The organism is Cognatitamlana onchidii (genome assembly GCF_004804355.1).
GTDB lineage: Bacteria > Bacteroidota > Bacteroidia > Flavobacteriales > Flavobacteriaceae > Cognatitamlana > Cognatitamlana onchidii.
In genome coordinates, this window is record NZ_SRWZ01000005.1 from 120,314 (window position 1) to 147,097 (window position 26,784).

24 protein-coding genes are annotated in these 26,784 nt (G+C 33.9%); 21 read left to right on the top strand and 3 right to left on the bottom strand.

Features of this window, described 5'->3' with window-relative positions; genetic code table 11:
* Positions 1–5: 5 nt before the first annotated feature.
* The 3 genes from E5D58_RS10890 to E5D58_RS10900 are packed head-to-tail and all read right to left on the bottom strand — an operon-like array spanning position 6 to position 1,491.
* Positions 6–554 carry a periplasmic heavy metal sensor gene (locus E5D58_RS10890; protein ID WP_168796674.1) on the bottom strand — a complete coding sequence of 183 codons (549 nt, stop codon included), beginning with the start codon at positions 552–554 and terminating at the stop codon, positions 6–8.
* Positions 554–874, bottom strand: a complete 321-nt coding sequence (locus E5D58_RS10895) for a hypothetical protein (protein WP_136481896.1) — start codon at positions 872–874, stop codon at positions 554–556. The genes E5D58_RS10890 and E5D58_RS10895 overlap by 1 nt, the downstream gene beginning before the upstream one ends.
* 38 nt (positions 875–912) lie before the next feature.
* Positions 913–1,491 (bottom strand): RNA polymerase sigma factor, encoded by a 579-nt coding sequence (locus E5D58_RS10900; RefSeq protein ID WP_136481897.1) that lies wholly within the window; start codon positions 1,489–1,491, stop codon positions 913–915.
* 484 nt (positions 1,492–1,975) lie between these two features.
* On the opposite strand from E5D58_RS10900, the gene E5D58_RS10905 reads away from it, so the two are divergent.
* The 21 genes from E5D58_RS10905 to E5D58_RS11000 all read left to right on the top strand — a co-directional run bounded on the left by E5D58_RS10905 (position 1,976) and on the right by E5D58_RS11000 (position 26,482).
* Complete coding sequence (locus E5D58_RS10905) at positions 1,976–3,190, top strand: RsmB/NOP family class I SAM-dependent RNA methyltransferase (RefSeq protein ID WP_136481898.1); 1,215 nt, start codon at positions 1,976–1,978, stop codon at positions 3,188–3,190.
* Between the two features lie 50 nt (positions 3,191–3,240).
* Positions 3,241–3,774, top strand: a complete 534-nt coding sequence (locus E5D58_RS10910; RefSeq protein WP_136481899.1) for a dihydrofolate reductase family protein — start codon at positions 3,241–3,243, stop codon at positions 3,772–3,774.
* A gap of 276 nt (positions 3,775–4,050) precedes the next feature.
* Positions 4,051–4,383: a hypothetical protein gene (locus E5D58_RS10915; protein WP_136481900.1), complete on the top strand. Its 333-nt coding sequence runs from the start codon at positions 4,051–4,053 to the stop codon at positions 4,381–4,383.
* A 43-nt stretch (positions 4,384–4,426) separates the two neighbouring features.
* A complete protein-coding gene (locus tag E5D58_RS10920; RefSeq protein ID WP_136481901.1) occupies positions 4,427–4,903 on the top strand; it encodes a MarR family winged helix-turn-helix transcriptional regulator in 477 nt (158 codons plus the stop codon).
* Positions 4,904–4,921: 18 nt separating this feature from the next.
* Positions 4,922–6,070: a DUF1214 domain-containing protein gene (locus tag E5D58_RS10925; protein ID WP_136481902.1), complete on the top strand. Its 1,149-nt coding sequence runs from the start codon at positions 4,922–4,924 to the stop codon at positions 6,068–6,070.
* A gap of 26 nt (positions 6,071–6,096) precedes the next feature.
* On the top strand, positions 6,097–7,605 hold the full coding sequence (locus E5D58_RS10930) for a DUF1254 domain-containing protein (RefSeq protein ID WP_136481903.1): 1,509 nt from the start codon (positions 6,097–6,099) through the stop codon (positions 7,603–7,605).
* Between the two features lie 223 nt (positions 7,606–7,828).
* A complete protein-coding gene (locus E5D58_RS10935; RefSeq protein ID WP_136481904.1) occupies positions 7,829–9,541 on the top strand; it encodes an arylsulfatase in 1,713 nt (570 codons plus the stop codon).
* Positions 9,542–9,868: 327 nt separating this feature from the next.
* Positions 9,869–10,744, top strand: a complete 876-nt coding sequence (locus E5D58_RS10940; RefSeq protein WP_136481905.1) for a tyrosine-protein phosphatase — start codon at positions 9,869–9,871, stop codon at positions 10,742–10,744.
* A 359-nt stretch (positions 10,745–11,103) separates the two neighbouring features.
* Positions 11,104–11,610 carry an RNA polymerase sigma factor gene (locus tag E5D58_RS10945; protein ID WP_136481906.1) on the top strand — a complete coding sequence of 169 codons (507 nt, stop codon included), beginning with the start codon at positions 11,104–11,106 and terminating at the stop codon, positions 11,608–11,610.
* A complete protein-coding gene (locus tag E5D58_RS10950) occupies positions 11,600–12,241 on the top strand; it encodes a hypothetical protein (RefSeq protein WP_136481907.1) in 642 nt (213 codons plus the stop codon). The genes E5D58_RS10945 and E5D58_RS10950 overlap by 11 nt, the downstream gene beginning before the upstream one ends.
* Before the next feature lie 12 nt (positions 12,242–12,253).
* Positions 12,254–13,489 carry a serine hydrolase domain-containing protein gene (locus tag E5D58_RS10955; protein ID WP_136481908.1) on the top strand — a complete coding sequence of 412 codons (1,236 nt, stop codon included), beginning with the start codon at positions 12,254–12,256 and terminating at the stop codon, positions 13,487–13,489.
* A gap of 232 nt (positions 13,490–13,721) precedes the next feature.
* Entirely contained in the window at positions 13,722–14,465 is a 744-nt protein-coding gene (locus E5D58_RS10960; protein ID WP_136481909.1) for an ankyrin repeat domain-containing protein, read from the top strand.
* Between the two features lie 179 nt (positions 14,466–14,644).
* On the top strand, positions 14,645–15,994 hold the full coding sequence (locus tag E5D58_RS10965; RefSeq protein WP_136481910.1) for an alpha/beta hydrolase family protein: 1,350 nt from the start codon (positions 14,645–14,647) through the stop codon (positions 15,992–15,994).
* A 246-nt stretch (positions 15,995–16,240) separates the two neighbouring features.
* Positions 16,241–16,780, top strand: a complete 540-nt coding sequence (locus E5D58_RS10970; RefSeq protein WP_136481911.1) for a DUF3575 domain-containing protein — start codon at positions 16,241–16,243, stop codon at positions 16,778–16,780.
* 427 nt (positions 16,781–17,207) lie between these two features.
* Positions 17,208–18,275, top strand: a complete 1,068-nt coding sequence (gene rsgA, locus E5D58_RS10975) for a ribosome small subunit-dependent GTPase A (protein WP_136481912.1) — start codon at positions 17,208–17,210, stop codon at positions 18,273–18,275.
* 160 nt (positions 18,276–18,435) lie between these two features.
* The gene (locus tag E5D58_RS10980; protein WP_136481913.1) at positions 18,436–20,061 is read left to right on the top strand and encodes a hypothetical protein; all 1,626 of its coding nucleotides are present in this window, start codon (positions 18,436–18,438) and stop codon (positions 20,059–20,061) included.
* 91 nt (positions 20,062–20,152) lie between these two features.
* Complete coding sequence (locus E5D58_RS10985; protein ID WP_136481914.1) at positions 20,153–20,365, top strand: T9SS type A sorting domain-containing protein; 213 nt, start codon at positions 20,153–20,155, stop codon at positions 20,363–20,365.
* 258 nt (positions 20,366–20,623) lie between these two features.
* A complete protein-coding gene (locus E5D58_RS10990) occupies positions 20,624–21,034 on the top strand; it encodes a VOC family protein (protein WP_136481915.1) in 411 nt (136 codons plus the stop codon).
* Positions 21,035–21,395: 361 nt separating this feature from the next.
* Positions 21,396–23,543 carry a RagB/SusD family nutrient uptake outer membrane protein gene (locus tag E5D58_RS10995; RefSeq protein ID WP_168796675.1) on the top strand — a complete coding sequence of 716 codons (2,148 nt, stop codon included), beginning with the start codon at positions 21,396–21,398 and terminating at the stop codon, positions 23,541–23,543.
* Between the two features lie 318 nt (positions 23,544–23,861).
* Positions 23,862–24,008, top strand: coding sequence for a hypothetical protein (locus tag E5D58_RS14975; RefSeq protein WP_168796676.1), 147 nt, complete (start codon positions 23,862–23,864; stop codon positions 24,006–24,008).
* A gap of 194 nt (positions 24,009–24,202) precedes the next feature.
* A complete protein-coding gene (locus tag E5D58_RS11000) occupies positions 24,203–26,482 on the top strand; it encodes a hypothetical protein (protein WP_136481917.1) in 2,280 nt (759 codons plus the stop codon).
* Positions 26,483–26,784 lie beyond the last annotated feature (302 nt).

Sequence of the window (26,784 nt, forward strand, 5' to 3'; positions counted from 1 at the left end):
TTAAATTATTCATGCTTAAAACGATGAGGCGGTCCATGACCGTTTCCTTCCCTAGGTCCAGGCCGTCTATCGCCGTCGGGTCTACCGCCTCGCGGCGGCCCATGTTCCCTTCCACTAGGTCTCAAGGCATCCTTAATTATCTTACTAAACATCACTTTCTGTTCTGCATTACATATGTTTTGTATGTCTTTGAAATGATTATACGTTAAAAGTTCACGTTGCTTCTCTTTTTCTCCTATACGTGTCGCAATAGAGTCTATACCTGCCCTTGTCGTAGACGGTTCAGACAAACCTACAAACAGGGCATCTTTCAACCCGCGAATATCCTCCAAAATAGTTCTCATTTCATGACGATGTGCACGAGACAACGCATCAAATGTTTCTTCTTGAGTAGCATCAAAACCCAGCTGATCTTTTAAAAAAGCTCCTGGTGGTTTGCGTTCCTTAGTAGGCTCTTCCTTTTCTCCGCTTCCCAAATAATTGAATAGAAAAAAACCATTCACTACAATCAAAAAAGCAAGTAATATATATATAGGTAGTTTTTTTTGCATCATTAGTTGTTTAAAATTGAAGTGTCTTCGTTATAAACGGATAATCCGTAAGATTCTGCAAACTCACTCACATGCACCTCATAAGCCGAGGCCTTTTCAAGCTTAATAAACGCCAACACATTTAGTACCACTATACACACTAAAGTCGCTAATTGCAATTTAGGTGTAAACCAAGACCAAGCCATTGGCGCTTCCGTCTTTTCTGCAAATAAAACTTGCATGGTTTTATCTTTAAAAAAGGGAGATACATGAACCGTTTCAAGGTTCTCTAACACATGTAACGTCTCGTCAATTTGCTTTTGCATGTTGTTATCTCTATCCATATCAAATATTTAGATGCCCAAAGTTTTAAAAACTTGCGCTAATTATTGTTTTTATAAAAATATTCTAAAAGCTTCTGTAAATTCTTTTTTGCTCTAAACATTAAAGACTCTACAGACGCTATACTCTTCTCTGTAATAGCACTAATTTCTTGATAGCTTTTACCATCTACCTTATGCAGGGTAAACACCACTTTTTGTGCCTCGGGTAGTTGGTTAATCGCATAAAATAAAGTTTGGCTTTTCTCCTTGTTTTCTAAAATAACCCCTGGATGATTCATCTCGGTAAAATAGCTTGTTTTATCAAGAGGAATCTCATTTCCCAAAATAGATTGCATAAACCCAAACCGCTTTTTCGTGTTCCGTTTCCTAATAAACTCTAAACATTTATTAGTTGTAATCCTATAAACCCAAGTTGATAATTTAGACTGCCCTTTAAACTTTTCAATGCTCTTAAAGACCTCTACAAACACCTCTTGTGCAATATCTTCGGCATCCTCCTTATTGGGTACAAACGATATGCAGGTAGCAAACACCTTCTGCTGAAAATCGTCCAACAACTTCCCATATGCACTGGCATGATGGTTACGCAAACCCGCTATAAATTCGTTTTCTGTCAAATACGTTAATTAAACTTGTTCAAGTTTAGATGTATATAAAAAATAAAACTTGCGCTATTTTTTGTGTTTTTTATTTGGGCGCTCCCCTATATCCTGAAACAAGTTCAGGAACCGGGTCGGGCTTTACATTACAAGTCCGCGCACCTCCTGCGTCGGGCTGTGGGCTTTTCATTACAATCACTAGTGCAAACCCCTCCCGCCAAAGTTTATTCTAATTTTAAAATAAAGATGGTTTGCAAACAATTAGCAATGTAAAGAATAAACCAAACCGCCGCAAGAAAGTCAGGATCCAAATCCATGCTAACAAATAATCCACCAAAGTATAGAATGTATAGAAAATGGTAAATTGTACATCCGCCAAAAAGAATAAAAGACATTAACTTTTACACATTTAAAACGTACCTTTGCCGTCAAATTTTCAATCAGTTCAATTTAGGTTTGAGCGCGTACTGCAAACTACCACTGAACACTGAGTACTTAAAAAATGCGATTACACAGAAACCTTTGCTTCGCCGTTATAGACGGACTCACACAAATTTTTAATGACGGGCAATACGCCGACAAAGTAATTCAGCAATTATTAAAACGCGATAAACGCTGGGGCTCAAGAGATAGAGGTTTCGTTGCAGAAACCACCTACGATATAGTACGTTGGAAACGTCTATATGCCGAAATAGCAGAAGTAAAAGCACCTTTTAATCGTGATAATCTGTGGCGCATGTTTGCCGTATGGGCCACCCTAAAGGGGATTAAATTACCCGATTGGAAATATTTTGAAAGCACCCCTACACGTAAAATAAAGGGGCGTTTTGATGAACTTTCAAAAATTAGAAAATTTAGAGAATCGATTCCCGACTGGATAGATGCCGTTGGTGTAAAAGAACTCGGCGAAGCCACATGGACTAAAGAAATAGCCATGCAAAATGAGCAAGCCCAAGTCATTTTAAGAGTAAACACCCTAAAAACAACCAAAGAAAAATTACAAAATACACTCTTCGATTTAGGTATTGAAACCGAATTAATAAAAGGCTATCCGTTTGCCCTAAAACTTACAGAGCGTGCCAATGTATTTGTTACCGATGCCTTTAAGCAAGGCTTGTTCGAAGTGCAAGACGCCTCCTCACAACTGGTAGCTGAATTTCTGGATGTAAAACCAGGGATGAAAGTGGTAGACACCTGTGCTGGCGCTGGTGGTAAAACCTTACATATGGCCTCTCTAATGGAAAATAAAGGGCAAATTGTGGCCATGGATATTTATGAAAGTAAGCTTAAAAAGCTAAAAGTAAGAGCTAAACGAAACGGTGTACATAATATCGATTTAAAAGTTATCGATTCCACAAAACCTATTAAAAAATTATACGATAAAGCCGACCGTGTATTAATCGATGCACCTTGTTCGGGGTTAGGGGTGCTACGCCGAAATCCAGATGCCAAATGGAAACTAGAACCGGAGTTTTTAGATCGTATTCGTGGGGTGCAACAAGATGTTTTACAACAATACTCTAGAATGGTAAAACCTAAGGGCAAACTGGTATACGCTACGTGCTCGGTGCTGCCTTCCGAAAATCAAAATCAGGTACAGGCCTTTTTAAAATCGGAAGCTGGTGAGAATTTCGAACTTATAAAAGACAAAAACGTATTCGCCTACAGCTCTGGATTCGATGGCTTTTATATGGCCTTAATGGCGCGAAAAGCTTAAACACCACAAACATCCTTTGTTTTATATTGCCTTATGTGTACCTTAGGCTTATGAAAAATATTGTGTTTTTAGCCAAGAGTATAGACAACTACATAGCCGGTAAACAAGGTGAGCTCGATTGGTTAGAAATGGTACCCAATCCAGAGCAGTTAGACATGGGGTACAATGCCCTTATGAACGACATTGATGCCATTGTTATGGGGAGCAGCACTTTTAAAACAGTTTTAGGTTTTAATGGGCCTTGGCCGTACAACAAACCTGTTTTTGTACTAAGCCATAACCTAAAAACCATACCCGAACATCTTAAAAAGAAAGTCACGGTAGTCCACGGCAACGAAACCGATGTGTTAAAAACCCTCCACAATAAGGGGTTTAAAAACCTGTATATAGATGGTGGCAGGGTGGTACAAAACTTTTTAAAACAAGATTTAATTGATGAGTTACGCTTAACCACATTGCCTATTATACTTGGGGATGGCATCCCATTGTTTAGTGTATTACCAAAATCACTGGTGTTTGATCACCTTAACACCCAAGTCTTTAACACGCACATTGTACAGAGTTGTTATGCAAGGAGGCGCTAAAATATGAGCTTGCAATCCTTTACACGGCAAGTTAATAACCCATGCCTCTTTTGTTGAAGACTCCCAAAAAACACTTCCTACGCCTGTAAGAAAATAAACTAAATTTATAAACTAATACATACAAGCATCACCATACTCTGGCTATTGTGTGGGATAATAAGAATCTATGGCCACTTAAAAGGAGTTGGCAACAATTAAAACCTCATATGAAAATTAAAGAATTAAAAAACCATTTTTCAGAACTTAACGAAGAATTAGTTCTTGAGTATAACGAAAATGGAAATAATGGAATGTCCTAATTTTGATAAATTCGCTGGATTTAGAAAAGCAATAAATAAATTGGAGAAAACAGGTTTATTAATAGACGAAATAAATGAACTACGTTATAGTGCAATTTTCACAACAAATAAAGATAAAATTTCATTAAACATAAATGAAGCTAGTCCATTAAAAGCAAAATTGGATTATTTAATAAATCTTGTAGGCTCTTTAAGTAAAAGTTTCAAAGAAATTACTGGAGAAACTAATGAAAATAGTATAAGCATTAAACTTCCTAATGTTGAACCCGTAACTGACGATTATACGAGACCGATGGAATACATTCCCTAAAGCCTAAAATAATTCTATTTTTTGAAAAATAGTACCTTTTTTTATGAATATTATTGTCGCATATACTATATTTGCGACTACAATTAATAAAGACATCAATACTAAAGAACCAAATAACAATATTGGCTATTTACTTTGGCAAACAACCATGTTGTGGCAAAAACAAATGAACACTGCATTAAGCCAAGTCGGATTAACACATACTCAATTTGTTATACTAATATCTCTGGGGTGGTTATTGAAAAAATCTTCAAATGTTACTCAATCGGAAATTGCCGACTTCAGTAAAACTGATAGAATGATGGTTTCCAAAATTCTGAGGACACTTCAAAAGAAAGGGTTGATTGCTAGAAAAGAACACGAAAAGGACACAAGAGCTAAATGTGTCTTTCTAACTCAAGTAGGTGAAGAAACAATGCAAAAGGCATTTAAAATAAAACTACATGCTAATGAAGAATTCTTTAGTAAGCTTCCTGACCAAGAGCGGTTCATTGAGGATTTAAAACATATTTTATCCTAACAACTAAAAATAAGCCCAATGAAAACAAACTTAATTTTAGTAATTGTATTGATGTTTTTGTTTGCATCATGCAGAAATACAACAGACAAAAAACAAGAACTGAGCTTTGATGATAAAGTCAACGATTACATTCAGAAATTCCCCTATCAGGACACCTACAATTATATGGTTAAATATACGGGAGGCGATCCGAGTAAATTAAATAAACCTACCGATGCAAAAGCTGAGCTAACAAAAGCAGGTGAAGATAAAGTTGTTCGTATGAACAATGATACTTATTATACCGGGGGATTTATCTATTTGAAAAATGGACCTGTAAAATTAAGTGCTACATATAGCGACCCAACACGGTTTTATTCCTTTCAGTTAGTTGATGAAAAAAATTGCAATTTTCATAATTTGATAAACCCTGAGGGAGATTATTATTTATACTACCACGAGAAGCCCAAAGGTATTAAAGAGGAACAACTCATAAAAGCACCATCTTTAATTATAGCCGTAATAACGCGTGTTGAAGTTAAGGATAAAGATAATGCTAAAGACGTCGAAACAGCAAGGCAAGTCTTTAATGGCTTAAGAATTTCCGGACCTGAAATAGAAGAATTCCCTAAACTTGATTTATTAAGCAGTTTTGAAGATTCTGTAGTCAATAGGGCCAATCAAATAATGGATTCAGTTTTTGCTAATGTTTCCTTTAAAGAGTTGGTTGCTTCGCCAGAACAAGTTCCCAAAGAAGTTTCATATCTAAAATTGGCAGCAGGCACAAAAGGTGGTTGGGGAGGTCCTCTAGCTTCACACAGCTCTTACCAAATGATGTTTTTTGACAACCAAGGCAACGCTCTTGATGGTAGTAAAGGAACTTATACCGTTACCACTGAAGAACCAAAAGTTGATGCCTTTTGGTCTATCACAGTTTATGATAGCGAGCGTGGTGGCTTTTTTCACCCAAACAAAAACAATCGTTACCACATCAACAATACCACTGCCAAACGTAATGCTGATGGAACCATCACCTTTACTTTTAAAACCAATTGTAAAGAAGGCGACCTTAATTGTTTAGAAGTACCTGCGGGTAAATTTGACCTGGCAGTACGTTACTATTTACCTCATGAAGATTTAATTTCTGGCAAATGGACAATGCCTCTTCCTATACTACAAACCAAATAAATTTTTCATCAGTAAAAACCAGAATTATGAGACTAAAATATTTCTATTCATTCATCTGCGCGTGCTTTCTTTTTCAATTTTCGTTTGCTCAAAATAATTCCAGTGCCAAATACGGAGCTGATGTCCCACAATCTTTGCTAACCCCAGATAAAGTTGAAACAAATTTATTAGGCACTTTGGAGTTTACAGACGGTTTACCAAATGAAGCTACCGTAAATAAAGCATACGATTTTTTAACGGTTTCCAGAGGCGTTCAGGCCTTCTTAAACGGTATGCCAGCGGCATCAATATACGCTATGCTAGAGGGCTTGAAAGATGCAGGAGTTAAACCCGGAGATATAGCAACCTTTGAAAATTTAATGGATGCACGTACACTATTTTTAACCGCAAACTCTAGTACTCCTTATATCCTTGCTGAAATCGATTTAAAAAATGGACCTGTTGTTGTTGAAATTGCACAACCTGTTTTAGGGTTCGTTAACGATGCTTTTTTTCATCATCTTGCTGATTTGGGAATTACTGGAAAAGATAAAGGAGCTGGTGGTAAATACTTATTCATAGGTCCGGATTATGAAGGAGAAGTACCTAATGACTATATTACAGTAAACTCAAAAACCTATAGGCACTGGATGCTTTTACGATTGGTTTCAAAACCAGAAGAAGCTAAAGTGGCAATGAACAAATTCAAAGAAACATTTAATTGCTACCCCTTGTCGGAAGCAGAAAATAAGCCAAAGCAAAATTTTATTGATTTATCAGGACAGCAAGTAAACACCATCCATGCGAATGATTATGAGTTTTATAATGAACTTAATGCCGTAATTCAATATGAGCCTGCCACTGCCTTTAATGAAGAATTAGTAGGTCTATTTGCCTCTGTTGGTATTAAAAAAGGAAATTCGTTTTCGCCTAATGAACACACTAAGTCATTATTAGAAGAGGCGGTAGCTATAGGTAATGTTTCCGCCAGATCGTTATGCTATAGACCAAGAAATGAATCGGCTTATTTTTATGAAGATAGACAATGGTATTCATCGTTTTCAGGAGGGGTACATGATTTTATGAATAATGGAGAAATGGTATTAGACGATCGTATCATGTTTCATTATATGGCAACTGGAATTACACCAGCAATGGCAGCTCCAGCTGTTGGAACGGGTTCTGTTTACGCTTTTACTGCCCACGATTCGGAAGCTAACTATTTAGATGGTAGTAAAACCTATAAGGTAACGTTACCTGCACCAATTCCAGCTAAAGATTTTTGGTCTTTCGTGGTCTATTCAAACCAACATCGCTCAATGTTAGAAACAGATCAAAAATCAGCAGGCATCGACAATTTAAACCCCGATGTTAAAACCAATAAAGATGGCTCCTATACTATTTGGTTTGGCCCCAAAGCACCAGAAGGGCATGAGAATAATTGGGTTCAAACTATGACAGGTAAAGGCTATAGTGTTTTGTTACGACTATATGGACCGTTGGCTACATGGTTTAATAAAACCTGGAGACCTGGAGATTTTGAATTGGTAAAATAATCTGAATATGAAAAAATTAAGAGATTGAAAACTTAAGATGGGTATAGTACATTAGCGAGATTGTGGTTTAAGAACATTAATGCCTCAATTTATAAATTTTAGTATCTTGTGAGTAGTATGAGCTATAAAATCGCCAACGAAACCATACCAGAGTTGTTGGTGGTAATATATAAGAGTCGTTAACTCAAGGACATTAATGTAACATGACAAAAACCATATATCAATGAAAACTAAAAATAAAAAAGCAGAATTGTTTTTTCTAATTGCGATTTTATCAATTAGTATTATTTCTTGTACTCCAACAGAAGATAAAGTAAAAAAGCCCAATATAATGCTAATAGTTGTTGATGATATGGGCTACTCAGACCTTGGTTGTTATGGAGGAGAAATAAAAACACTTAATCTTGATAGGCTTGCTGAAAGCGGAGTGCAAATGACTAATTTTTATGCGCTTCCAATGTGTGCTCCAACACGAGCATGTTTACTAACAGGGGTAGATAATCATCAAAACGGAATGGGAAACATGCCACCCCTACATACAAGCAACCAATACATGCAAACGGGTTACGAAGGATATCTGAACAAAAATGTAATTACACTGCCCGAAATCCTTTCTGATAATGGTTATCACACCTATATGGCAGGAAAGTGGCATTTAGGAGTTCATTCAACAGACAATTATCCTATAGGTAGAGGTTTTAAAAAAAGCTTTGCACAAATGGGTGGAGGTTCAGGCTATTTTCAAGATGGGTTTGACCTTGGTCCATTTGAAACTCCAATTACATTCTATACAAGAAACGATAAACGGATTGATGAATTGCCAGAAGACTTTTATTCGACAAAAGCTTTTACAGATGAAATGATTCAATACATTACCAGACAGGAGGACAACAAACCATTCTTTGGATATTTAGCTTTTACAGCTCCACACGACCCTCTTCACGTACCAGACAACTATATGGATAAATACAAAGGTATTTATGATAATGGCTATGATACTATTCGTACAGCCAGACTTAATCGAATGAAGGAAATGGGACTCATAGATAAATCTGTTCCCAATAATCCAGGAACTGGCAATTTTCCTACTTGGAAATCTTTAAGTAAAGACGAAAAGAAACTCCAAGCCAGAAAAATGGAACTTTATTCGGCAATGATTGATTACGTAGATGTTCAGGTAGGTCGATTGATAGATGTTCTAAAACAAAAAGGAGAATACGACAATACACTATTTATATTTATGTCAGATAATGGAGCTAATCCCAAAGAGCCATTATTTTATTATTTAGGGAATAAAGAATTGTTTGACAGTATGGGATTCGATAATAGTTTAGAGAATATGGGAAGAACAAATTCTTTTGTTTCACAAGGTGGCTCTTGGGCAGAGGTTAGTGCTACTCCATATACTTATTATAAAACAACTACAGGCGAAGGCGGTATTCGTACTCCGTTAATTGTTTCCGGAAAAGGAATCGAAACCAATGGGATTAAAAATGCGACAATGCACGTTACAGATATCTTTCCTACTATTTTGGATTATGTAGGTATTGAACGACCAGACACCTACAAAGGAAATACACTAAATCCGTTGTATGGTCAATCAGCAAAATCATTTTTGACAAATAATTCTGAATCAGTAAGAAACACAATGAATGAACCATTGTGCTTTGAATTAAATGGATATAAGGCAGTCATAAAAGGAGATTGGAAATTAATGTCTGGTGATGAGTTCTCGACAGGCACAGAATGGAAGTTGGTAAACCTTGCTGACGACCCAGGAGAAAAAATTGACTTGGCAGGACAGAATCCAGAAAAATTCACAGAATTAAAAGAAGATTGGCAGGAGTACAGTAAAAAATACGGCTATATAAAACCTGAAGGAGAATTACATGTCATTTGCATAGGTGCAGAAACCTTTTATAAATTTGAGCAGTAGAAGTAAAACTAGTAAGTGGAAGTTATGCATCATAAAATTCTACCGCTAACATTTGGTATAAATAAGTCAAACAATGTGTTAAATATCAAGGTTTGTAGCCCGCTCAAACTGTGTAGCCGTTTTGACATGAAACTACCACGAAATCTGCCATTACTTATACCATTTACAGACGGAATACTTTCAGCGAAAGCTGACCAAAATAACTCCGCAATTGCTTTGCTCCCACTATTTCGGTGCAAGTATTCCATCGAACTGCATTTAGCACGTCGTTACCATGTATTAAAACCAACCAACCCTATAAATGTTACCTTCTAAAAGGACAGGTATATGAAAAAAATGTTTTATTTACCAGTATTTCTGATCTTGTTGATTGGATGTAAAAACAAAGAGAACACTTCCAGTCAAGAGGCTTATAAAAGGACAATACAACTTGCGGGTCAAAATAATTTTCGTGATTTAGGAAACTATTCTAACGAGAAGGGGGGAGTTATTAGAAAACACCTCATATATCGTTCTGGTACCTTGTCAAAAATTACGGACCAAGATAAAGCTATCATTAAAGAATTAGGAATTAAAACAGTGATAAACTTCCTTACCAAAGAAGAAATTGCAAAACGAGGTTCAGATAATTTACCAGTAAATGTAAAATCTGTTTATTTACCGATATCAGGAGATAATGATGAAGCATCAACAGTTTTGAATGCGAGACAGACAGGGGATTTTTCAAAAGTCCCAGTTGAATTGAATTATAATATCCATAAGATATTGCCAGAAGTTGGAAAAGACTCTTATTACCAATTTTTAAAATTACTTGCTGATTCGACAATTTATCCTGTTCTTTTTCACTGCTCTCATGGTGTTCATAGGACAGGTACAGCTGCTGCTTTGTTGTTAAGCTTGCTAGAAGTTCCTTGGTCACAAATAGAAACTGATTACCTGCTATCAAACGAATGTAGAAAACATGAGAGCGAAATGCGTATTGAGCAACTTGATTCAATGGCTAGACAGGGTTATGACAACTTGGATTTTGACAAAAACAGAGAGTATATCGAAGCATTTTATTTACTGGAAAGTGACTATATTCTTGGCACCAAGAGACATATAGAAGAAACTTATGGCTCCTTTGATAAGTATTTTGAATATTTAGGATTAACTAAAAAAGAAATATCAAAGGTAAAGAAGAATTTGATTAATGAACAATAACACATAGTAACAATGTATTACATCAGCAGCTAAAAGCAATTTGGCTTGACTAATCAAACTCCCAATACAATAAATTGGCTCACTCACCACATTTTTCTAAAGAAAAAATGTGATAAGCGCGATGGATAATGGCGATCACGCTACAGCACGACTTCACGCTTCATTATCTTCCACTTTTTGTATCTTCGTTTTCATAGCCGAACTGCCTTTAGCAGGTCGTTAGCGGCAATTCCACAGTTCAATTTAACCTTTGACTCCATTTAATTAGAGACTCATTATACAGCCCAATAAATAATGATAGTAAAAAAATTACACTTAAAATGTAAGATTCTGTTTGCTTCTTATTCTAATAATAGTAAATGGGTATAAATCAAGAAAAACAATTTGAAAACTGGTTAAAAAAGCACCAGGGTATAATTATCAAAATCACTAGGTCGTTTAGCCAGACCTCCGACGATTTTAACGACCTCTATCAGGAGATTCTTATTCAAATATGGAAATCTGTTTTAGTCTTCAGGAATGAATCATCAGAATCAACTTGGATATACCGAGTCGCCTTAAATAAGGCAATTTTATGGAAAAAGCGTGAGTCTAAACGGAAAGGTTTGATAAAAATAGTTCAACTAGAAAGTCATTATAGGGATATTAAAGCTAGTGATACTACTGATCAGGTGGAATATCTCTATGAAGGAATTCGTCAGCTTAACAAAGCGGATAGATCATTGATTTTATTAGTTCTTGATGGTCTAAGTCATCGTGAAATATCCAAAATTATCAACACCTCAGAATCCAACATTGGAGTTCGAGTACACCGCATTAAGAAAAAACTAGTTGAACTTATAAAAAAAACTAGTCATGAATTTTGAAGAATTACAAAAAAACTGGAACAACCAGCAAGACATTCCTACTCTTAATGAAAAGGGGACGAGTAAATTAATAAAGCAACGGATTTTGAAAATGGAGAAAAGTAAAAAACTACTCTTGTTTTTCTCGATATTAGCAGTATTTATGGCTATCTCTCTCCTGCTTTTTTGGGCATACTTGTTTCTAACTGTAGGCGTAATAGAAATGCGAAAACAAGATATTTACCCTCCTTTCGGTTGGTTTATAATGTTTCCACTTTTTGTAGCTCTTGCAGGGTGCATTTCTATATATAATTACCTTTCTCAAGGCAAAAAAAATAATAGATTTGATCAAAAGCTAAATAGTTTATTAGAAATCAGAAAAATTCAAGTTGAAAGTCGTATTTCTCTTTTGAAAAAAATACCTTTTATCTATTTGCTAGCTATCATTTTCACTAATCTAGGGCAGTTGATTACTCCAGAATTTAGCTATTTTTATACTTATCCATTAATACTCACCCTATCATTATTTATACCAGACATCATTATAATAACACTTTTGATATGGTGGACTCGAAAAAAGATACGAAAAAAATATAAGCCTCAATTAATTGAAATCAATCTCCTCATTCAAAAATTTAATATTAATTCATAAAGTACTTGATTCATGAAAAAAAATATTTTCAAATTTTTGAAACTAATTTTGCTTACGATTATTTTATTCGTAGTGTTCATCTTTTTTTCTCTAATATGGAATTATTATAGTGGTATCCCGCTCCCATCTGAGGAAGACAAATCTATTTACCATACAGGTATTTTAATCAAAAAATATGAACCACAAGTAAAAGAAGCAAGGTTAGTGCTTGATAAATGGAAAAATCAGTTTTATACTCCAGGTTATTCCATAGCGGTGGGCTATGAAGACCAAGTAATTTGGTCTGAAGCCTTTGGTTATTCTGACTTGGAACAGAAAATTCCCGCTCGTGTAGATTCAAAATTCCCAATTGGTAGTGTAACCAAAACGTTTACCGCAATGACAATTATGGATTTAGTTGAACAGGGGAAGATTGAATTAAAAAACAAAATTCAAGAATATGTACCATCATTTCCTAAAAAGAAACACCCTATTAACATTGAACAACTATTAGCTCATACGTCTGGAATAAGGCATTATAAACCAATAATCAAATGGCCTCCCCCTTATTTTACTATAGATTCAAGGCTAGATGAAACGTTTGAAACAACAGAAAAAAAACTCGCTTTATTTGCCAATGACGCCCTTCTCTTCAAACCAGGGAGCAGATATAGTTATAGCACTTATGGATACACACTGTTGGGTGAAGTCATTGAGTCTGTCACCGAAATGAGTTATAATTCATACATGTCTGAAACTATGTTTAAACCACTTGATATGACTAATACAACGCCGGATTATTTTAATCACAAAATAAAAAACAGGGTTGTTAGTTATAGCAATACTATCATAGGTTCAAGAGTCATAAAGTCCGAAAAAGAAAATTGTAGCTATAAGTGGGCTGGAGGTGGTTATCTATCTACACCAACAGATGTAGTTCGATTTGGTCTGGCTGTACTGAACAATAGAATTGTTAAAAAAAATACTTTTGAAAAAATGTTGGCTCCTTTAAATCCTTATGAGGGATCGCCTTTTCCACAGTACCATGCTATAGGTTGGGATTTTATACCTCGGAAAAAGCAAGGAATTAGAATAGTTAATAAAACAGGATCTCCAACTGGAGGACAATCTTGTATAGTAATGATTCCGGAATCTGGCATAGTCGTGTACATCGCTACAAACTCATATATTTACGGATCACTACCACTCAAACGTGCTGCTACAAAGATTTCCAATTTATTTCATAACGACTGGCTGATAAAACATTAAATTAAAAATGAGAAAAGAAAAGCCGCTTACAATATATAAAAAACATAAGGCGTTTGTGCAAAACCGAAAGGTCTGTGAATAGTTACAAAGCCTGCTAAATATAAAATTTGGTGTTTATAGAAGAAAAGATAAAAGCAAAATATTTATATTTAGCTATGTAAAAAACCGAAACGAAAATGCTTACCATCCACCCTACTTTTCTTACACCCAACCGTTGACAACAAGCAGAAAAATGGACTTAAAGAAAAAAATACCTCATCAAATTGAACTTCATTCAGTTCAAGGGATTAAAGATTGCTTCGAAAACGGACTGAATCCAAACTTGGATTATGATGGGAAACCTCTTTTTGAGTTATTGATAAGTATGTACACCCGAAGTCCGAGATTTAAGGATTGTGTAAAAGCATTTATTGATTACGGGCTTGAATTTGAGGACAAAACCTTGTTGGCAGTTTTGTCTGATAATGCGCAGGATTTGGAAAAACAACTCGAAAACAAACCAAATGAAACTTATAAGGAAATAAACTTAAACGCTGCTTACACTCCTTTAAAAAAAGCTTCCTTACTGCATGTTTGTGCGGAATTCAACCACCTTGAATGCGCTAAAATATTAATAAAAAACGGAATAGATGTCAATCGTAAATCTGGAACTGACAATAAGGGATTTGGCGGGCAAACTCCTATTTTTCATACAGTAAACCAGAACAATAATAGCTCTTCAGAAATGATGGATTTTTTATTATCTAAAGGTGCTGATTTGAGTTATACGGTAAAGGGAATAATTTGGGGAGAAGATTTACCTTGGGAAACCTTTATTCCATCCGTAAATGCAATCAGCTATGCTATGTTTGGACTTTTACCGCAAATGCACAGAGATGAAAGGACTATTTCAGACACGGTATCTAAATTGCTAAAGCACGAATACGGAATTAACTACCGAGCAAAAAATATCCCAAACAAATATTTGAATGAATAAAAGCCAGTTGCCAACAAAGATGTATATAGAAAATTGATGCTTTTAACTTAAACAAAGCTAGATACTTGTATACTAGCTCCCTATTTTCCTTCTGAAAACCCTTGCTTACAAACAACGCAACTTTTCATGCACAAACCAATGGCTAAAATTAAAAACAACACATTAACCTAAGTTTATAAATGAGATTATTTGAAATATTACTAGCACTTATTTCCTTTATCCTGGTACTACAATCGTTTTCAGCTATAAAAATAAAACAACCAAAGTACATACTACCAAGTATCACTTGTATATTTTTTTTGATTCACTTATTCTATGAAGGTATGAGGTGGCAAATGAGCTTAATTTATCTAATACTTTTTTGCACAATATTGGCATTACTCTTTAATCTTAAAATTAGAAATAAAATTGTAAAATGGATAGTATTTTTCTTTTGTGTTTTAGGTATAGTAATATCATATACACTTTCCTACCTAATTCCAATATTTTCATTACCTAAAACAAATGGAAAATTTACTATTGTTACACTAAATCAAACAACTTCGAGTGATTTGGAGTATAAAATTTGGTTACCCACTAAACAAGATTTAAATTCTTTAAAAAGCAATTACCATCAAAGTCCATCAAACGATTTAGATGGACTAATGGGAATGCCAGGATTTATTTTTAGTCACTTAAAACTAGTTAAAACAAATGCATTTCAAGGCAACGAAACAATTAAAACTGAAAATAAAAAGCCATTAATATTGTACTCTCACGGTGCAAGCAGCACAGAAGTAGACAACACAGCACTAATAGAAGAATTGGTAAGTCACGGATATGTCGTTGCAGCAGTTAATCACAAATTTAGTTTTAAACAATACGGACTTGATATAAATGATGCTAAAAAAATAGAAATAGAAGCACAAAAGACACTAATTAACCAACTAATAAAAAAAGCAGTCCCCAATCAAGTTTCACATTATAAGGCTATTATTCATGAATTAAAATTATCTTACCCCAACCAAATTGATTTTAACAATATTGTGTTAATTGGACATTCATTAGGTGGTGCTACTGCTTGTTCTGGTGCTTTAGAAATTAAAAATGTCAAAGCAGTTGTAAATATGGATGGACCAATTGACTTAAAGATAACTTCTAATTTTTCACTGCCTCTTTTATATTTTAGTTCTTTTTCACCAGATTTATCGGAGGATGAATTAAAAAAACTACAAGTACCACCTAGTTTTTACAAAGGTGTTAAAAAATATGAATTAGAAGCTGTTCAGGAATTGTTTAATAATAATCGTGATGAAAAATATTGGGCAAGGTTTAAAAATGCAAATCATCTGGATTTTACAGATATTCCCTATATGATTCCGATGATGAGCGCTCCCAATTATGATAAAGTCAGAGGACACGAGCTTAAAACAAAAATAATTCTTTCTTTTATAGCTAAACAATTAAATGGTAGCCATAAAAATATAGTCGTAATGGATGCATCGCTTGAGTGGATAAAACCAACTACTGCCAACATGGTATATAAGTAATAGGTATCTAAGTGAAAACCTAAAGTATAAACATAAAAAAAAAGGACAGTGTAAAACTGGAAGGTTTGTAATTAGAAATCCAATACTACTAATACACTAGACCAAGGGAATACATTTAAAGAACCAATCAACTTACAGAATTTTGACTGACTTATTTTGTATTTAATTTAACTTGAACTATAGTTTTTATTAACATTTTTAAAATCAAATTATTATATGTTTGACTAAACAATCAATCATAAATTTTTGAAAAAAGAATACTTAATAATTCTAATCTTATTTTATGTTCTTACTGTTAATTCGCAAAATAGGACCTCTGAAAATGAAAAAAGAAATGAATTAAAGCTAAACGTAATATTACCTCTTACCGGAGCTTTTGAAGCAACTTATGAAAGAATCTTAAACGATAAATCTTCTATAGGTATTTCTGCTTTTACTGTATATAACAATGACAATTCCCATGAAGATTTAAATTATTCTATATCTCCATATTATAGAAGATATTTTGGAAAGAAATTTGCTTCTGGCTTTTTTGCAGAAGGTTTTGGAATGTTAAGCTCAATTGATGGAAAAAAAATATATGACCCAAATGATAATTCAATATTTACTAAAGGTTCTGATGTCATTGATTTTTCGCTTGGTATCGGTTTAGGAGGAAAATGGGTTACTAAAAGTGGATTCATATTTGAAGTTAATGCTGGTTGGGGAAAACTATTATTTAACGCTAATAAGACAGACCATGACCAAGTTGCAAGATTTGGATTAAATTTTGGCTACCGATTTTAATTTGGTGATAAAACGTCATGCAATAAAGCATCAAAATAATTGCTCAGCCTCTGCTTAATCGGAAAATCCTGCGGATATTCCCTTAGTTTATCAACTTCTGTTAAATAAATTTCCAATCCACACAACTATTCTTATACCTATACACTGTCCTTAATGCAAAAACACACTCTTTTTTAGACACATTATAAGCTTTTTTTTTAATTTTGTACTCTAATTAAGTTTTATGTCTATTACATCCGTAATATCATATTCGGAGATTGTAAAATAGATAGTCCATTTTCTTTGACTATCGCCATTCTTTACTTCAGATAATAATCTGAAGCATTTCTACTTACCAACATTTTACAAATAAATACATCGATTGTGAACGCTTTTAAATTGATTTATAAGTAAGACAGCGTTTGCAATATTTCAAAACACACAGAATATGAAATTAGAACATTTCGGATATAACAGCAGAATAGAAGAACTTAGAATTCAACATAATCCAACAGACTTTGAAATTGGAAGAATTATTTCAGAGCATAAAGAAAGATATATAGTTAAAACTGAAAAAGGAGAGTTCGATGCAGAAATTACAGGAAACTTAAGATATACTGCAGATACTCGCAAAGATTTTCCCGCTGTGGGAGATTGGGTTACAATTTCTGAATATGATGATCATAAAGTTCTCATACATTCTATTTTTCCAAGAAAAACCATCATTGAAAGACAGGCAATTGGCAAACAAGGAGAAAAACAAGTCATAGCAACAAATATTGACTTTGCTTTTATAGTACAAGCCATTGACAGAGATTTTAATATCAATCGAGTGGAAAGGTATCTAACAATTTGTAATGCATCCAATGTAAAACCAATTATTATTCTAAGTAAAATTGATTTGATAGATGATACCACTTTAATTGATTTAATATCCCGAGTTCAAGAAAGGGTAAAGCAAGTACCAGTAATAGCTATAAGCAATATGTCCCGAAAAGGGATTGAGCGCGTAAAGACGTACATAGCAAGGGGCAAAACATACTGTTTGTTGGGCTCGTCAGGAGTAGGAAAATCAAGCTTTCTAAATAACCTATCGGGTAAACAATTGATGAATACAAATATGATTAGCACGAGTACAAATAAAGGACGACACATAACAAGCCGTCGAGAATTGATAGTTCTTGACAATGGTGGAATCATCATCGATAATCCCGGAATGAGAGAAGTAGGCATCGTAGATTCAGTTGGAGGGTTAGAAAAAACATTTGAAAAAATAATTAAGCTTTCCAAAAACTGTAAGTTCAAAGATTGCACCCATACTATAGAAATTGGTTGTGCAATAATCTCAGCCGTTGAAAGTGAAAAAGTAGATAAATTGTTCTATGAAAATTATCTAAAAATGAAACGAGAAAAAGAACATTTTGAATCGACTGTTACTGAAAAACGTAAAAAGGACAAAAACTTTGGAAAAATGGTCAAGCAATTCAAAAACTTAAAGAAATCAAGTAAGTACTAAGCACAACAAGGCTATGGGAAATAGCGGTTTGGACGGCAACTCGAACCGCTTTTTCGTTTAATTAAACTATATTGTAATCCGAAAATAGTCGTTTTAAATCCGCTACTACTCCTATACAAGAGGTCCAAGCAATTTCATTAAAACAATAGAAACTAAGTACATGAAAAACTATAATAATTTATTTAAGGTATTAGCTTTCTTTTCAAGTGTTGTCTTGGTATTAAGCTGTGATAATTACAGAATAATTAATGATGATAAGCAGTTAACATCCATTGCAGAATCTTTTTCGGCATTCAAAGGAAACTATACACGACTAATTGCTAAAGTCACAAAAAACAGGGATTCATCGTATATCGAGCTTTTAGGAGGTAAGTACCAAAAAGTCACCCTCATTCCAGTTAAAGATAAGCCCAATACTTATAAAATACCAAACGGTCGGATAGTCTTTAGTTTGGGCAAAGACTCACAGCAAATTGGTCTTATACATTATAGAAATAAAAAAGAGTCATATAAGGTTTTTGCTCAAAAAATCAATGCTTTAGAAACCAATACTGACATCCAAGGAGAGTATATATATCAAGGGTGTAAGATTGTTGAAGAAAACAATAGACTCTACAGACTTAGTGCCTCAGGTGATAAACTTGAAAAACGGGAATTGTTTCCAATTTCTCCGACAGAATTTATAGTTCTTAACACTGATGAGAAAATCGAATTCGTTATGGGAGTTGATGGAAAAGCAACCAAGGTAATAAGTCTCACTAGCAAGGGCTCTACCACCTTTCATACTGCTCAACATGTAATGAATAATTCTTCTAAAATTGGCACAAAGTACTTCAATGGTGGTTGGACTGGCGGCGGTGATTTGGCAATGTTTTGGAGTCATGATCCTACGGTTGTGAATAATTTAATTACCCGCTGTATTATTTCTTTTCATGGTGGTGGAAGAAATGCAGTTGGCAGCTATGAATATGTGCAAGATCTCTCGATTGCTCTGGGAGTCAATAATTCTACTATGGTGTTGGCTCCACATTTTTGTCAAACCAATGATGGACAACCCGATAATGTACTTTACTGGACTAATGAGGAAGATGGCGACTGGCGGAAAGGAGATAACGCTGCAAACCTTGGTCAAGTCAGTAGTTTTGAAATTATAGACAGATTAATAGAGTCTGCAGTCAATAACTGCCCTAATCTTTTAAACGTTGTTTTAGTTGGACATAGCGCCGGTGGCCAAATTGTTACGCGCTATAGTACTGGTACACAAATTCCAGAAAAGCTTAGCCTTAATACCATAGAAAAACCCTCTATTCGTTTTATAGTATCGAACCCATCTTCTTACATGTATTTTAGTAACAAAAGGTGGTCGGGAGGCATTTGGCCAGATGGTAGTTTCACCACTAAAAAAACGGAGTGCTCTGAATATAATCCGTCTCATTACGAAGCCATTCATCTTAATGACTATATGTCTCGTGATGGAGTGGATCTTATATCCAATGTAAAAAACCGTCACGTAATATATTTACTGGGTGATCAGGACACAAAAGACGATCTTGGCCTAGATAAAACCTGTCAAGCAATGCTTCAAGGAAAAAATCGTTTTGAGCGAGGGTTCATCTTTCTTGATCATTTGAGAGAAGAGTTTGGAGCAAAAAACGTTTCTGGACATTCTATCTCAATTGTCCCTGACGTTGGCCATAATACTTGGCTTATGTATCGATCATACAATGGGTTAAAGGCAATATTTGATTATAAATATTCTTTGTTTAGGATTGACAAAAGCCGGTAACAAAAAAAAAGATCCTTTGGCGAACATTGCTAATTTTGAGTATTGTGACATTCAATAACATATACAAAGGTTTGACAGATTAGTGTTTGAAATGTTAAACATCACATATTCAAACTTTCATCAGCGAGCTTTAAAGATTAATTGTTGTATTCAGGTTTTTGATGTTCTTGGGAGGCTAAAAATTTCAGAAAAATTAGAAAATTCAAAACCTATTAATGTTAAAACCTTATCAAAAGGGGTTTACATTATTAAAATTGAAGATGATTTAGAAAACACCATTACCAAGAAGTTTATAAAAATTTAAAACAACTTAGTTGCTTACCAAAATAGCGGGCTAAGAAATGGCGTGCTTCAACGGAATTAAATCATATACGGGAACAGAACCTAAAAGTTAATTACTAAGGAAAGCCCCTAACGAAAATTTACGAGGATTTTCTAATGGTCTCCAACGGACAAGTTTAGTTTGTATTTGCTAAATTCGTTGTTAAATCACACAACAAGATATTCTACAGGCCCGTTGGAATGCAAACAGTAAAAAACAAATCAAGAAAAGCATCACGTTATGAACCCATTTCATTTAGCATTTAAAGTAAAAGATATCGATTCTACAAAAAAATTCTATGTGGACCTTTTAGGATGTCGCGAAGGCAGATCTACCGAATCTTGGATTGATTTCGATTTTTTTGGACATCAACTATCGGCGCACGTTAGCAATCATTTTCCAGACTTAGACTATTGTGGTAAAGTAGATGGCATTAGTGTACCCATCCCACACTTTGGATGCTTATTAACAAAAGAGGCATTTGGTCGTATCCAGAAAAAACTAGAATTAGAAAAGGTACCATTTATTGTGAAACCACAGAAACGATATAAAGGTTTGATTGGCGAACAACTTACCATGTTTGTGTTTGACTTTAGTGGAAACCCTATAGAGTTTAAATCATTCTCGAATCCTGATGAGGTGTTTTCTTAATAAAAGCAAACCTAATAGAGTCCATTTGTAAGCTAAATTTAGAAAATAGCTGTACTTAGCACTTTAATAATCAACCCCGCTCCCCCGCTCCTGCTAGTTTTCAAAACTAGTGACGCTAAGAGTAAGTAAGTATTAGTTATAACAAAGAGTGTTAAGCCGCTTTAGGCAAACAGGTTATACTACATATTTTTCCAGAATAAGGCCGTATATATCAGCGCTTAAAGAAAATCAACAAAACATATTGAAAAATATTAAACAGATAACATAGGCATAAAACTTCTCTCTAATTTGGCTGAATACTTACAATTTTTTAATTACATTTATAAATTTACTTACAAAAACACGTTTTTATTTCATGATTATGAAAAAGACTTTACATTTATTTTTTGGCTTAGTTGTTTCTCCTTTTCTTTTTGGTCAAACAACAACAAGTAACTCGTCTAGCCTTAGTGAATTCGAGCCTAGTCTAGAAACTATATTTGCTACTTTCGAAAGTACGCAAGAATTTGTGGAAGACATGTATGCCTTAGTAGTGTCTTATGAGCTACAATCGCATACTTTTCAAGACTATCTTTTAGGTGATGACGGACATGTTAATAGAGAATCAAAAGTAAGTGGTGATATTGATGCAGGAAATTTAAATTTAGTTTTAAGAGATAACTTTACTTACTTTAATAATCATTACAATTCTGATTATGGATCAACAGGAACCAATTCAGCAAATCTTAAAAACCCTAATAGTTTTAATAAACAAAGACCTGGTTTATGGGATGGTAGTATACATGGTATCCGTAAAGCAAATATTGTAATACAAAATATAGACCTTTTAGTAAATGCTACTCAAGCTGAAAAAGATGTTATTCTTGGACAATCATATTTCTTTAGAGCATTTTTTCATAATGAAATAATGAAGTTTTGGGGACGCTTCCCTTATATTATGGACGTTTTTGATGCTGATGAGATAGAGATAGCAATACCACGTCCAGAAACATATAAGGAAGTTGCTTTGCTGGCTCATGAAGACTATAAGAAAGCTGCAGAATTTTTGCCCGTAGATTGGGATGAAGAAGCTTATGGAATGGCTACATTAGGAGAGAATAAAAATAAATTGACTAAAGGAATAGCGTATGCTTTTCAAGGTAAAAATTTACTTCTAGCAGCAAGTCCATTAATGTTTTATAATAATAATTCTGGTATAAATACATATAACTATGATATTGAATTATGTGATATGGCTGTAGATGCCTTTGCAGAACTTTTTAAGTTAAATAAATATTCTTTAGCGTCATGGGAAAGTTACGATGAAGTTTTTTGGAAGACACCGATACCAGACACTTGGCCAGGAAGTACAGAGTTCATCTTTGCAGCGATTTTAGGAGATAAATCTCAAGCTCAAAGATTTATGACATCAGGGGTCAATAGAGAATTACATGGTAGTATATCGGAGAGTATTTCTCCTACGCATAATTATATTCATTACAATTTCGGAATGGCAAACGGCCTTTCTATAGAAGACGACCTTTCTGGTAATTTTGGTGCACCAACTTATAATCCTAATAAGCCTTTCGAGAATCGTGATCCACGTTTTTATAAATGGCATATTATTGATGGACAGGAAATAGCTCCAAAAGCAACAGGTGCTGATTTCTTTCACCAGTTTGCAAATCTTTGGTATGAACATGAGGGTAATGTAGGGATACACCGTAGAGGTGCTTATGACAATAAAAAATCGACAACAGGTTATATGCATACCAAGTTTTATCCTATAATTGACGGTGAGTACCATAGCAGATGGAATCCGATAATAGATGATTTTAACGGCGTGCGTTTGCATATGAGACTTACAGACGTGTACTTAATGTATGCAGAAGCATTACATGCATCTAAAGGAGCTACAACAGCACCAGCTTCTTACAGCTTAACTGCTGAAGGAGCTATTAATTTATTACGTAATCGAGCAGGTATTCCTAATGTACATGCTAATATACTTGCCGATAACAATAAGTTTATGGATGAACTAAGAAGAGAAAGAGCTGTAGAAATGTCGTATGAAGGACACAGGTGGGTAGATATTCGTCGTTGGGGAGTAGCGCATTTGGAAAGGTATAGACAAAAAACGCAATTAAATTTTCCAGAAAACCATGCTACTTCTGGAGGATATCAAGAAGGTGAACTTGTTATGAGAGTTTGCGAGTACCCTAAGCACTATTGGTTACCTTTTGCTCCAAATCGAATAAAATTCGCTGAAGGTTTCCCCCAAAACCCAGGTTGGGAAAATATCGTTTTATCTGTAAAAGACGTTACTAATAAAGAGAATAATCTGTTGGTATACCCCAACCCTTCTTCTGGCATATTTAAAATTTCTGAGAATATTAAATATTCTATTTATGATATTACTGGTAGATTAATTATTTCCGGAAAAGGAAAAACAATTGATTTATCTACCCAAGAAAAAGGAGTATACTTTCTTCGTTATAATGGAAATACAAAGACGATTATTAAATACTAAAACTTATTTGTAAGATTGATTCAAAAATCAACTATTGATGGAGATAACCCAAAAATAAAGAAAAAGAACTACGAAGTTTGAGAAAACAGATTTAAGATAAACTCCAAAAATTTGCTACTCGAATTCTTGTTTTTATGGATTTAACTGATTACCAAGAATGAACTCTAAAAGATGTTAGTACGCAATTAGAACTTAGTGCTTTTAAAATTTACAAGTTTATCAGTTAGTGATTTTAAATTACTCTTAAATTATAGGGCTGTTTAATTTTGTTTTAATGAATTCGGCGGTCTTTTCTCTCTTATATAGGAATTATGAAATTTGAACGAACAGAAGTCGGATCTTGATATGGTAATAAGTTCAGAAGAATTTAAAGGAATTAAAATATCGAGAAGTGCCTACTGGCTTCCTGCAGGCAAGAATGCTATAGCTGAACATGTCAATGACATCTTGAAAGACGAATACTAGCTAAACCAAACCCTTTATAGGATACAACACAAAAAGGGCTACAAAAAATGCAATCCATCTATAACAATGAAGTAAGATAAAGCTTATCTTTAGACTTTAAGCCACCAAATATGGTCTACAAATTAACAGCATAAACTCCATTTTAAACTGTAGCCATATTTCAGGACGTTACAAAAGAAAAAACATCTTGTAAAATGAAAAAAAAGTTAAACTACATTTTAATATATTTTTGTTTTATTACTTGTTTGGTCCATTCACAAAATAATAAAAATGCTATCGATACGATAGCAAATAATTTTCAAAAGCTCGCGAACAATCAATCTTTCGATAATATTTACCTTCAAACAAGCAAGGATATTTATGAAACCGAAGAAGACTTATGGTTCAAAGCCTATATTTTAGATGCACAATTACTAATTCCTTCTCAAAAAAGTAAAACACTTTATGTTCAATTAATTAATAATGAAACAAAACAAGCCGTTTGGGAAGAAAAATATGAAATAGAAAATGGCTTTGTTAATGGCCATATTTATATTCAAGATTCATTAAAATCAGGACAATACGTTCTTACGGGTTATAGTGAACATTCTTACTTTAAAAATCAAAAAGCATTTTATGCTCTTAAAAAAGTTAACATCGTTAAAAAGATAAAAGAAAAAACTAAAGCTAGTTCAATTAAAAATGATACCATATCTCAATTTTCATTATGTCCGGAAGGAGGTTATTTAGTTTCTGATATAGAAAACAAACTTGCATTTAAAGCTGTAAACAAAGAAGGATTGCCTGTAGAATTTTCAGGAACCATATACGAAAACAATTTACCTCTTTTTAATATTAAAAGTGTGCATGCAGGAATGGGAAGTTTAAAATTCACACCAAAAAAAGCAAACTCCTATTATATCAAACTACATGAGTCTGATAAAAAACATCAATTACCTGAAATTAAAACTACGGGTAAAACACTCAGCTTAATAGCAAGCACAAATGATTTTTTAACCTTTAAAATAGCTCAAAGTAAAAACCAGAAGCCAGAAACTATATACTTACGGCTACAGACAAGAGGCGTTATTTACAGTGTAGCATCTGCTAGATTAAAAGAGGAAGTGATTATAAAAATGCCTTTAGAAGATGTACCCCAAGGCATTGCAGAAGCAACCCTTTTTAATTCTAATTTAAAACCAATTGCTGAAAGGCTAGTTTATGTAAAGCCGGACCAAAAATTAAACATAAAAACGGTTCTAGACAAAAGTGAATATAAAACCCGAGAAAGAGTAACTTTAACAATAATAACTACAAATAAGGACAAAGAACCCGTTAGGGCACATTTAGGGTTAAGTGTTTACGACAAAATTTATCATAATACATTTGAACCCAAAAATATACTTACCCACTATCAACTATCAACACAATTAAAAGGTAACATTTATAACCCAACTTATTATTTTAATGAAGCTAATAAAAACAGACATAAAGCTTTAAACCTCCTATTGCTTACACAAGGGTGGCGGCGGTACGTTTGGAATGAAGACTCCTTAAAAGAAAACAACGAACTTAGAAAAACAATACTTTCAGACTCCATTATAGGAAAGGTTCGATTAGAAAAAAATAAGAAGAAATCAGAAATCCAACTACCTCTGTATGTAACGCTCTTTGATCCAGAATCTGCAAAGGAGCAAGGAACTATCATGGCAGATTCTATGGGGTTTTTTACGATAAATTATAAACATTTAAAAACGGCAGAAACAGGTTATTTTTATTTAAGACCACTAGCACCGAAAAAACATAAATATGTTATTGATATTACAGATACTCCTTTTAATACCATTAATAGGAATAATGAAGCCATGTCCACGAATTATCCCTTTCCAAAATTAATTGAAGAACCATTTAAAGATGTTAGACCGCCATTAATCATAGCAGATAACGTTACTAAACTAAACGAGGTTGTCGTTTCAGCAAAGAAAAATCGACCGCCCAGAGATAAGTTTTTAAGTTCTTTGGTTAGTTCACTTCCATCGCCAGATTATGTATGTGGCTATGGTTTATTAAATTGTGTAAATTGTATAACTAATAATCAACGTTTCAAAATAACAAAACCTATTGATGGTCAAACATATATAGCCGAGGATAGAGTAAGTGAAATTATATACAGAAAAAATGATCGTATAAAATATACAAATGAACAACTTATAAAAAAGTTCAATCTAAAAATACTAAAAGGCTATTACGGTGAACGAGAATTCTACCAGACTGTTTATAATAATGAAACTATAAATGACCCTTTTCCTGATTACAGAAATACCCTGTTTTGGAAACCAGATATAATTACTAATGCAAAAGGTGTAGCTAGAATAGAGTTTTATTGCTCTGATATTCATACTATTTTTACAGGAGCTATTGAAGGCGTTGGCGGAACTGGCATACTAGGTTTTGAAGATTTTAATTTTAAAGTATACAAAAAAGAAAATGACTAAAATCCTGAATGCACCGCAGCGTAAAAATAATTGCTCGGTTCTTGCCTACTTAGAGAATCCAAAGTGTTTCCTCGGGTTCGTTGTCTTTTGTTAACTTAGTTCCTGCCAACATAACTAGGCATTATACGAAGCTGTTGGTATTAAAGTATGCTTATATTCAACGGTCGTACAAGCTTAAAGCCACATAACATAAACAAATTAGCTAAAATATTTCATTACTAATATTTAGTATGTCAGTCCCATTCTAATCTCTTAACTTAACCCTACTTTATTATTAAAACCCTGTTAACAACATCTAAGGC

Excerpts from the sequence above, each read along its gene's own strand:
- E5D58_RS10995 (WP_168796675.1), top strand. The coding sequence starts at position 21,396 with ATGAAAAAGACTTTACATTTATTTTTTGGCTTAGTTGTTTCTCCTTTT.
- E5D58_RS10905 (WP_136481898.1), top strand. The coding sequence starts at position 1,976 with ATGCGATTACACAGAAACCTTTGCTTCGCCGTTATAGACGGACTCACA.
- E5D58_RS10920 (WP_136481901.1), top strand. The coding sequence starts at position 4,427 with ATGAATATTATTGTCGCATATACTATATTTGCGACTACAATTAATAAA.
- rsgA (WP_136481912.1), top strand. The coding sequence starts at position 17,208 with ATGAAATTAGAACATTTCGGATATAACAGCAGAATAGAAGAACTTAGA.
- E5D58_RS10950 (WP_136481907.1), top strand. The coding sequence starts at position 11,600 with ATGAATTTTGAAGAATTACAAAAAAACTGGAACAACCAGCAAGACATT.
- E5D58_RS10940 (WP_136481905.1), top strand. The coding sequence starts at position 9,869 with ATGAAAAAAATGTTTTATTTACCAGTATTTCTGATCTTGTTGATTGGA.
- E5D58_RS10935 (WP_136481904.1), top strand. The coding sequence starts at position 7,829 with ATGAAAACTAAAAATAAAAAAGCAGAATTGTTTTTTCTAATTGCGATT.
- E5D58_RS10965 (WP_136481910.1), top strand. The coding sequence starts at position 14,645 with ATGAGATTATTTGAAATATTACTAGCACTTATTTCCTTTATCCTGGTA.
- E5D58_RS10915 (WP_136481900.1), top strand. The coding sequence starts at position 4,051 with ATGGAAATAATGGAATGTCCTAATTTTGATAAATTCGCTGGATTTAGA.
- E5D58_RS10890 (WP_168796674.1), bottom strand. The coding sequence starts at position 554 with ATGATGCAAAAAAAACTACCTATATATATATTACTTGCTTTTTTGATT.
- E5D58_RS10980 (WP_136481913.1), top strand. The coding sequence starts at position 18,436 with ATGAAAAACTATAATAATTTATTTAAGGTATTAGCTTTCTTTTCAAGT.
- E5D58_RS10910 (WP_136481899.1), top strand. The coding sequence starts at position 3,241 with ATGAAAAATATTGTGTTTTTAGCCAAGAGTATAGACAACTACATAGCC.
- E5D58_RS10925 (WP_136481902.1), top strand. The coding sequence starts at position 4,922 with ATGAAAACAAACTTAATTTTAGTAATTGTATTGATGTTTTTGTTTGCA.
- E5D58_RS10895 (WP_136481896.1), bottom strand. The coding sequence starts at position 874 with ATGGATAGAGATAACAACATGCAAAAGCAAATTGACGAGACGTTACAT.
- E5D58_RS10990 (WP_136481915.1), top strand. The coding sequence starts at position 20,624 with ATGAACCCATTTCATTTAGCATTTAAAGTAAAAGATATCGATTCTACA.
- E5D58_RS10960 (WP_136481909.1), top strand. The coding sequence starts at position 13,722 with ATGGACTTAAAGAAAAAAATACCTCATCAAATTGAACTTCATTCAGTT.
- E5D58_RS10930 (WP_136481903.1), top strand. The coding sequence starts at position 6,097 with ATGAGACTAAAATATTTCTATTCATTCATCTGCGCGTGCTTTCTTTTT.
- E5D58_RS10955 (WP_136481908.1), top strand. The coding sequence starts at position 12,254 with ATGAAAAAAAATATTTTCAAATTTTTGAAACTAATTTTGCTTACGATT.
- E5D58_RS10985 (WP_136481914.1), top strand. The coding sequence starts at position 20,153 with ATGTTAAACATCACATATTCAAACTTTCATCAGCGAGCTTTAAAGATT.
- E5D58_RS11000 (WP_136481917.1), top strand. The coding sequence starts at position 24,203 with ATGAAAAAAAAGTTAAACTACATTTTAATATATTTTTGTTTTATTACT.
- E5D58_RS10945 (WP_136481906.1), top strand. The coding sequence starts at position 11,104 with ATGGGTATAAATCAAGAAAAACAATTTGAAAACTGGTTAAAAAAGCAC.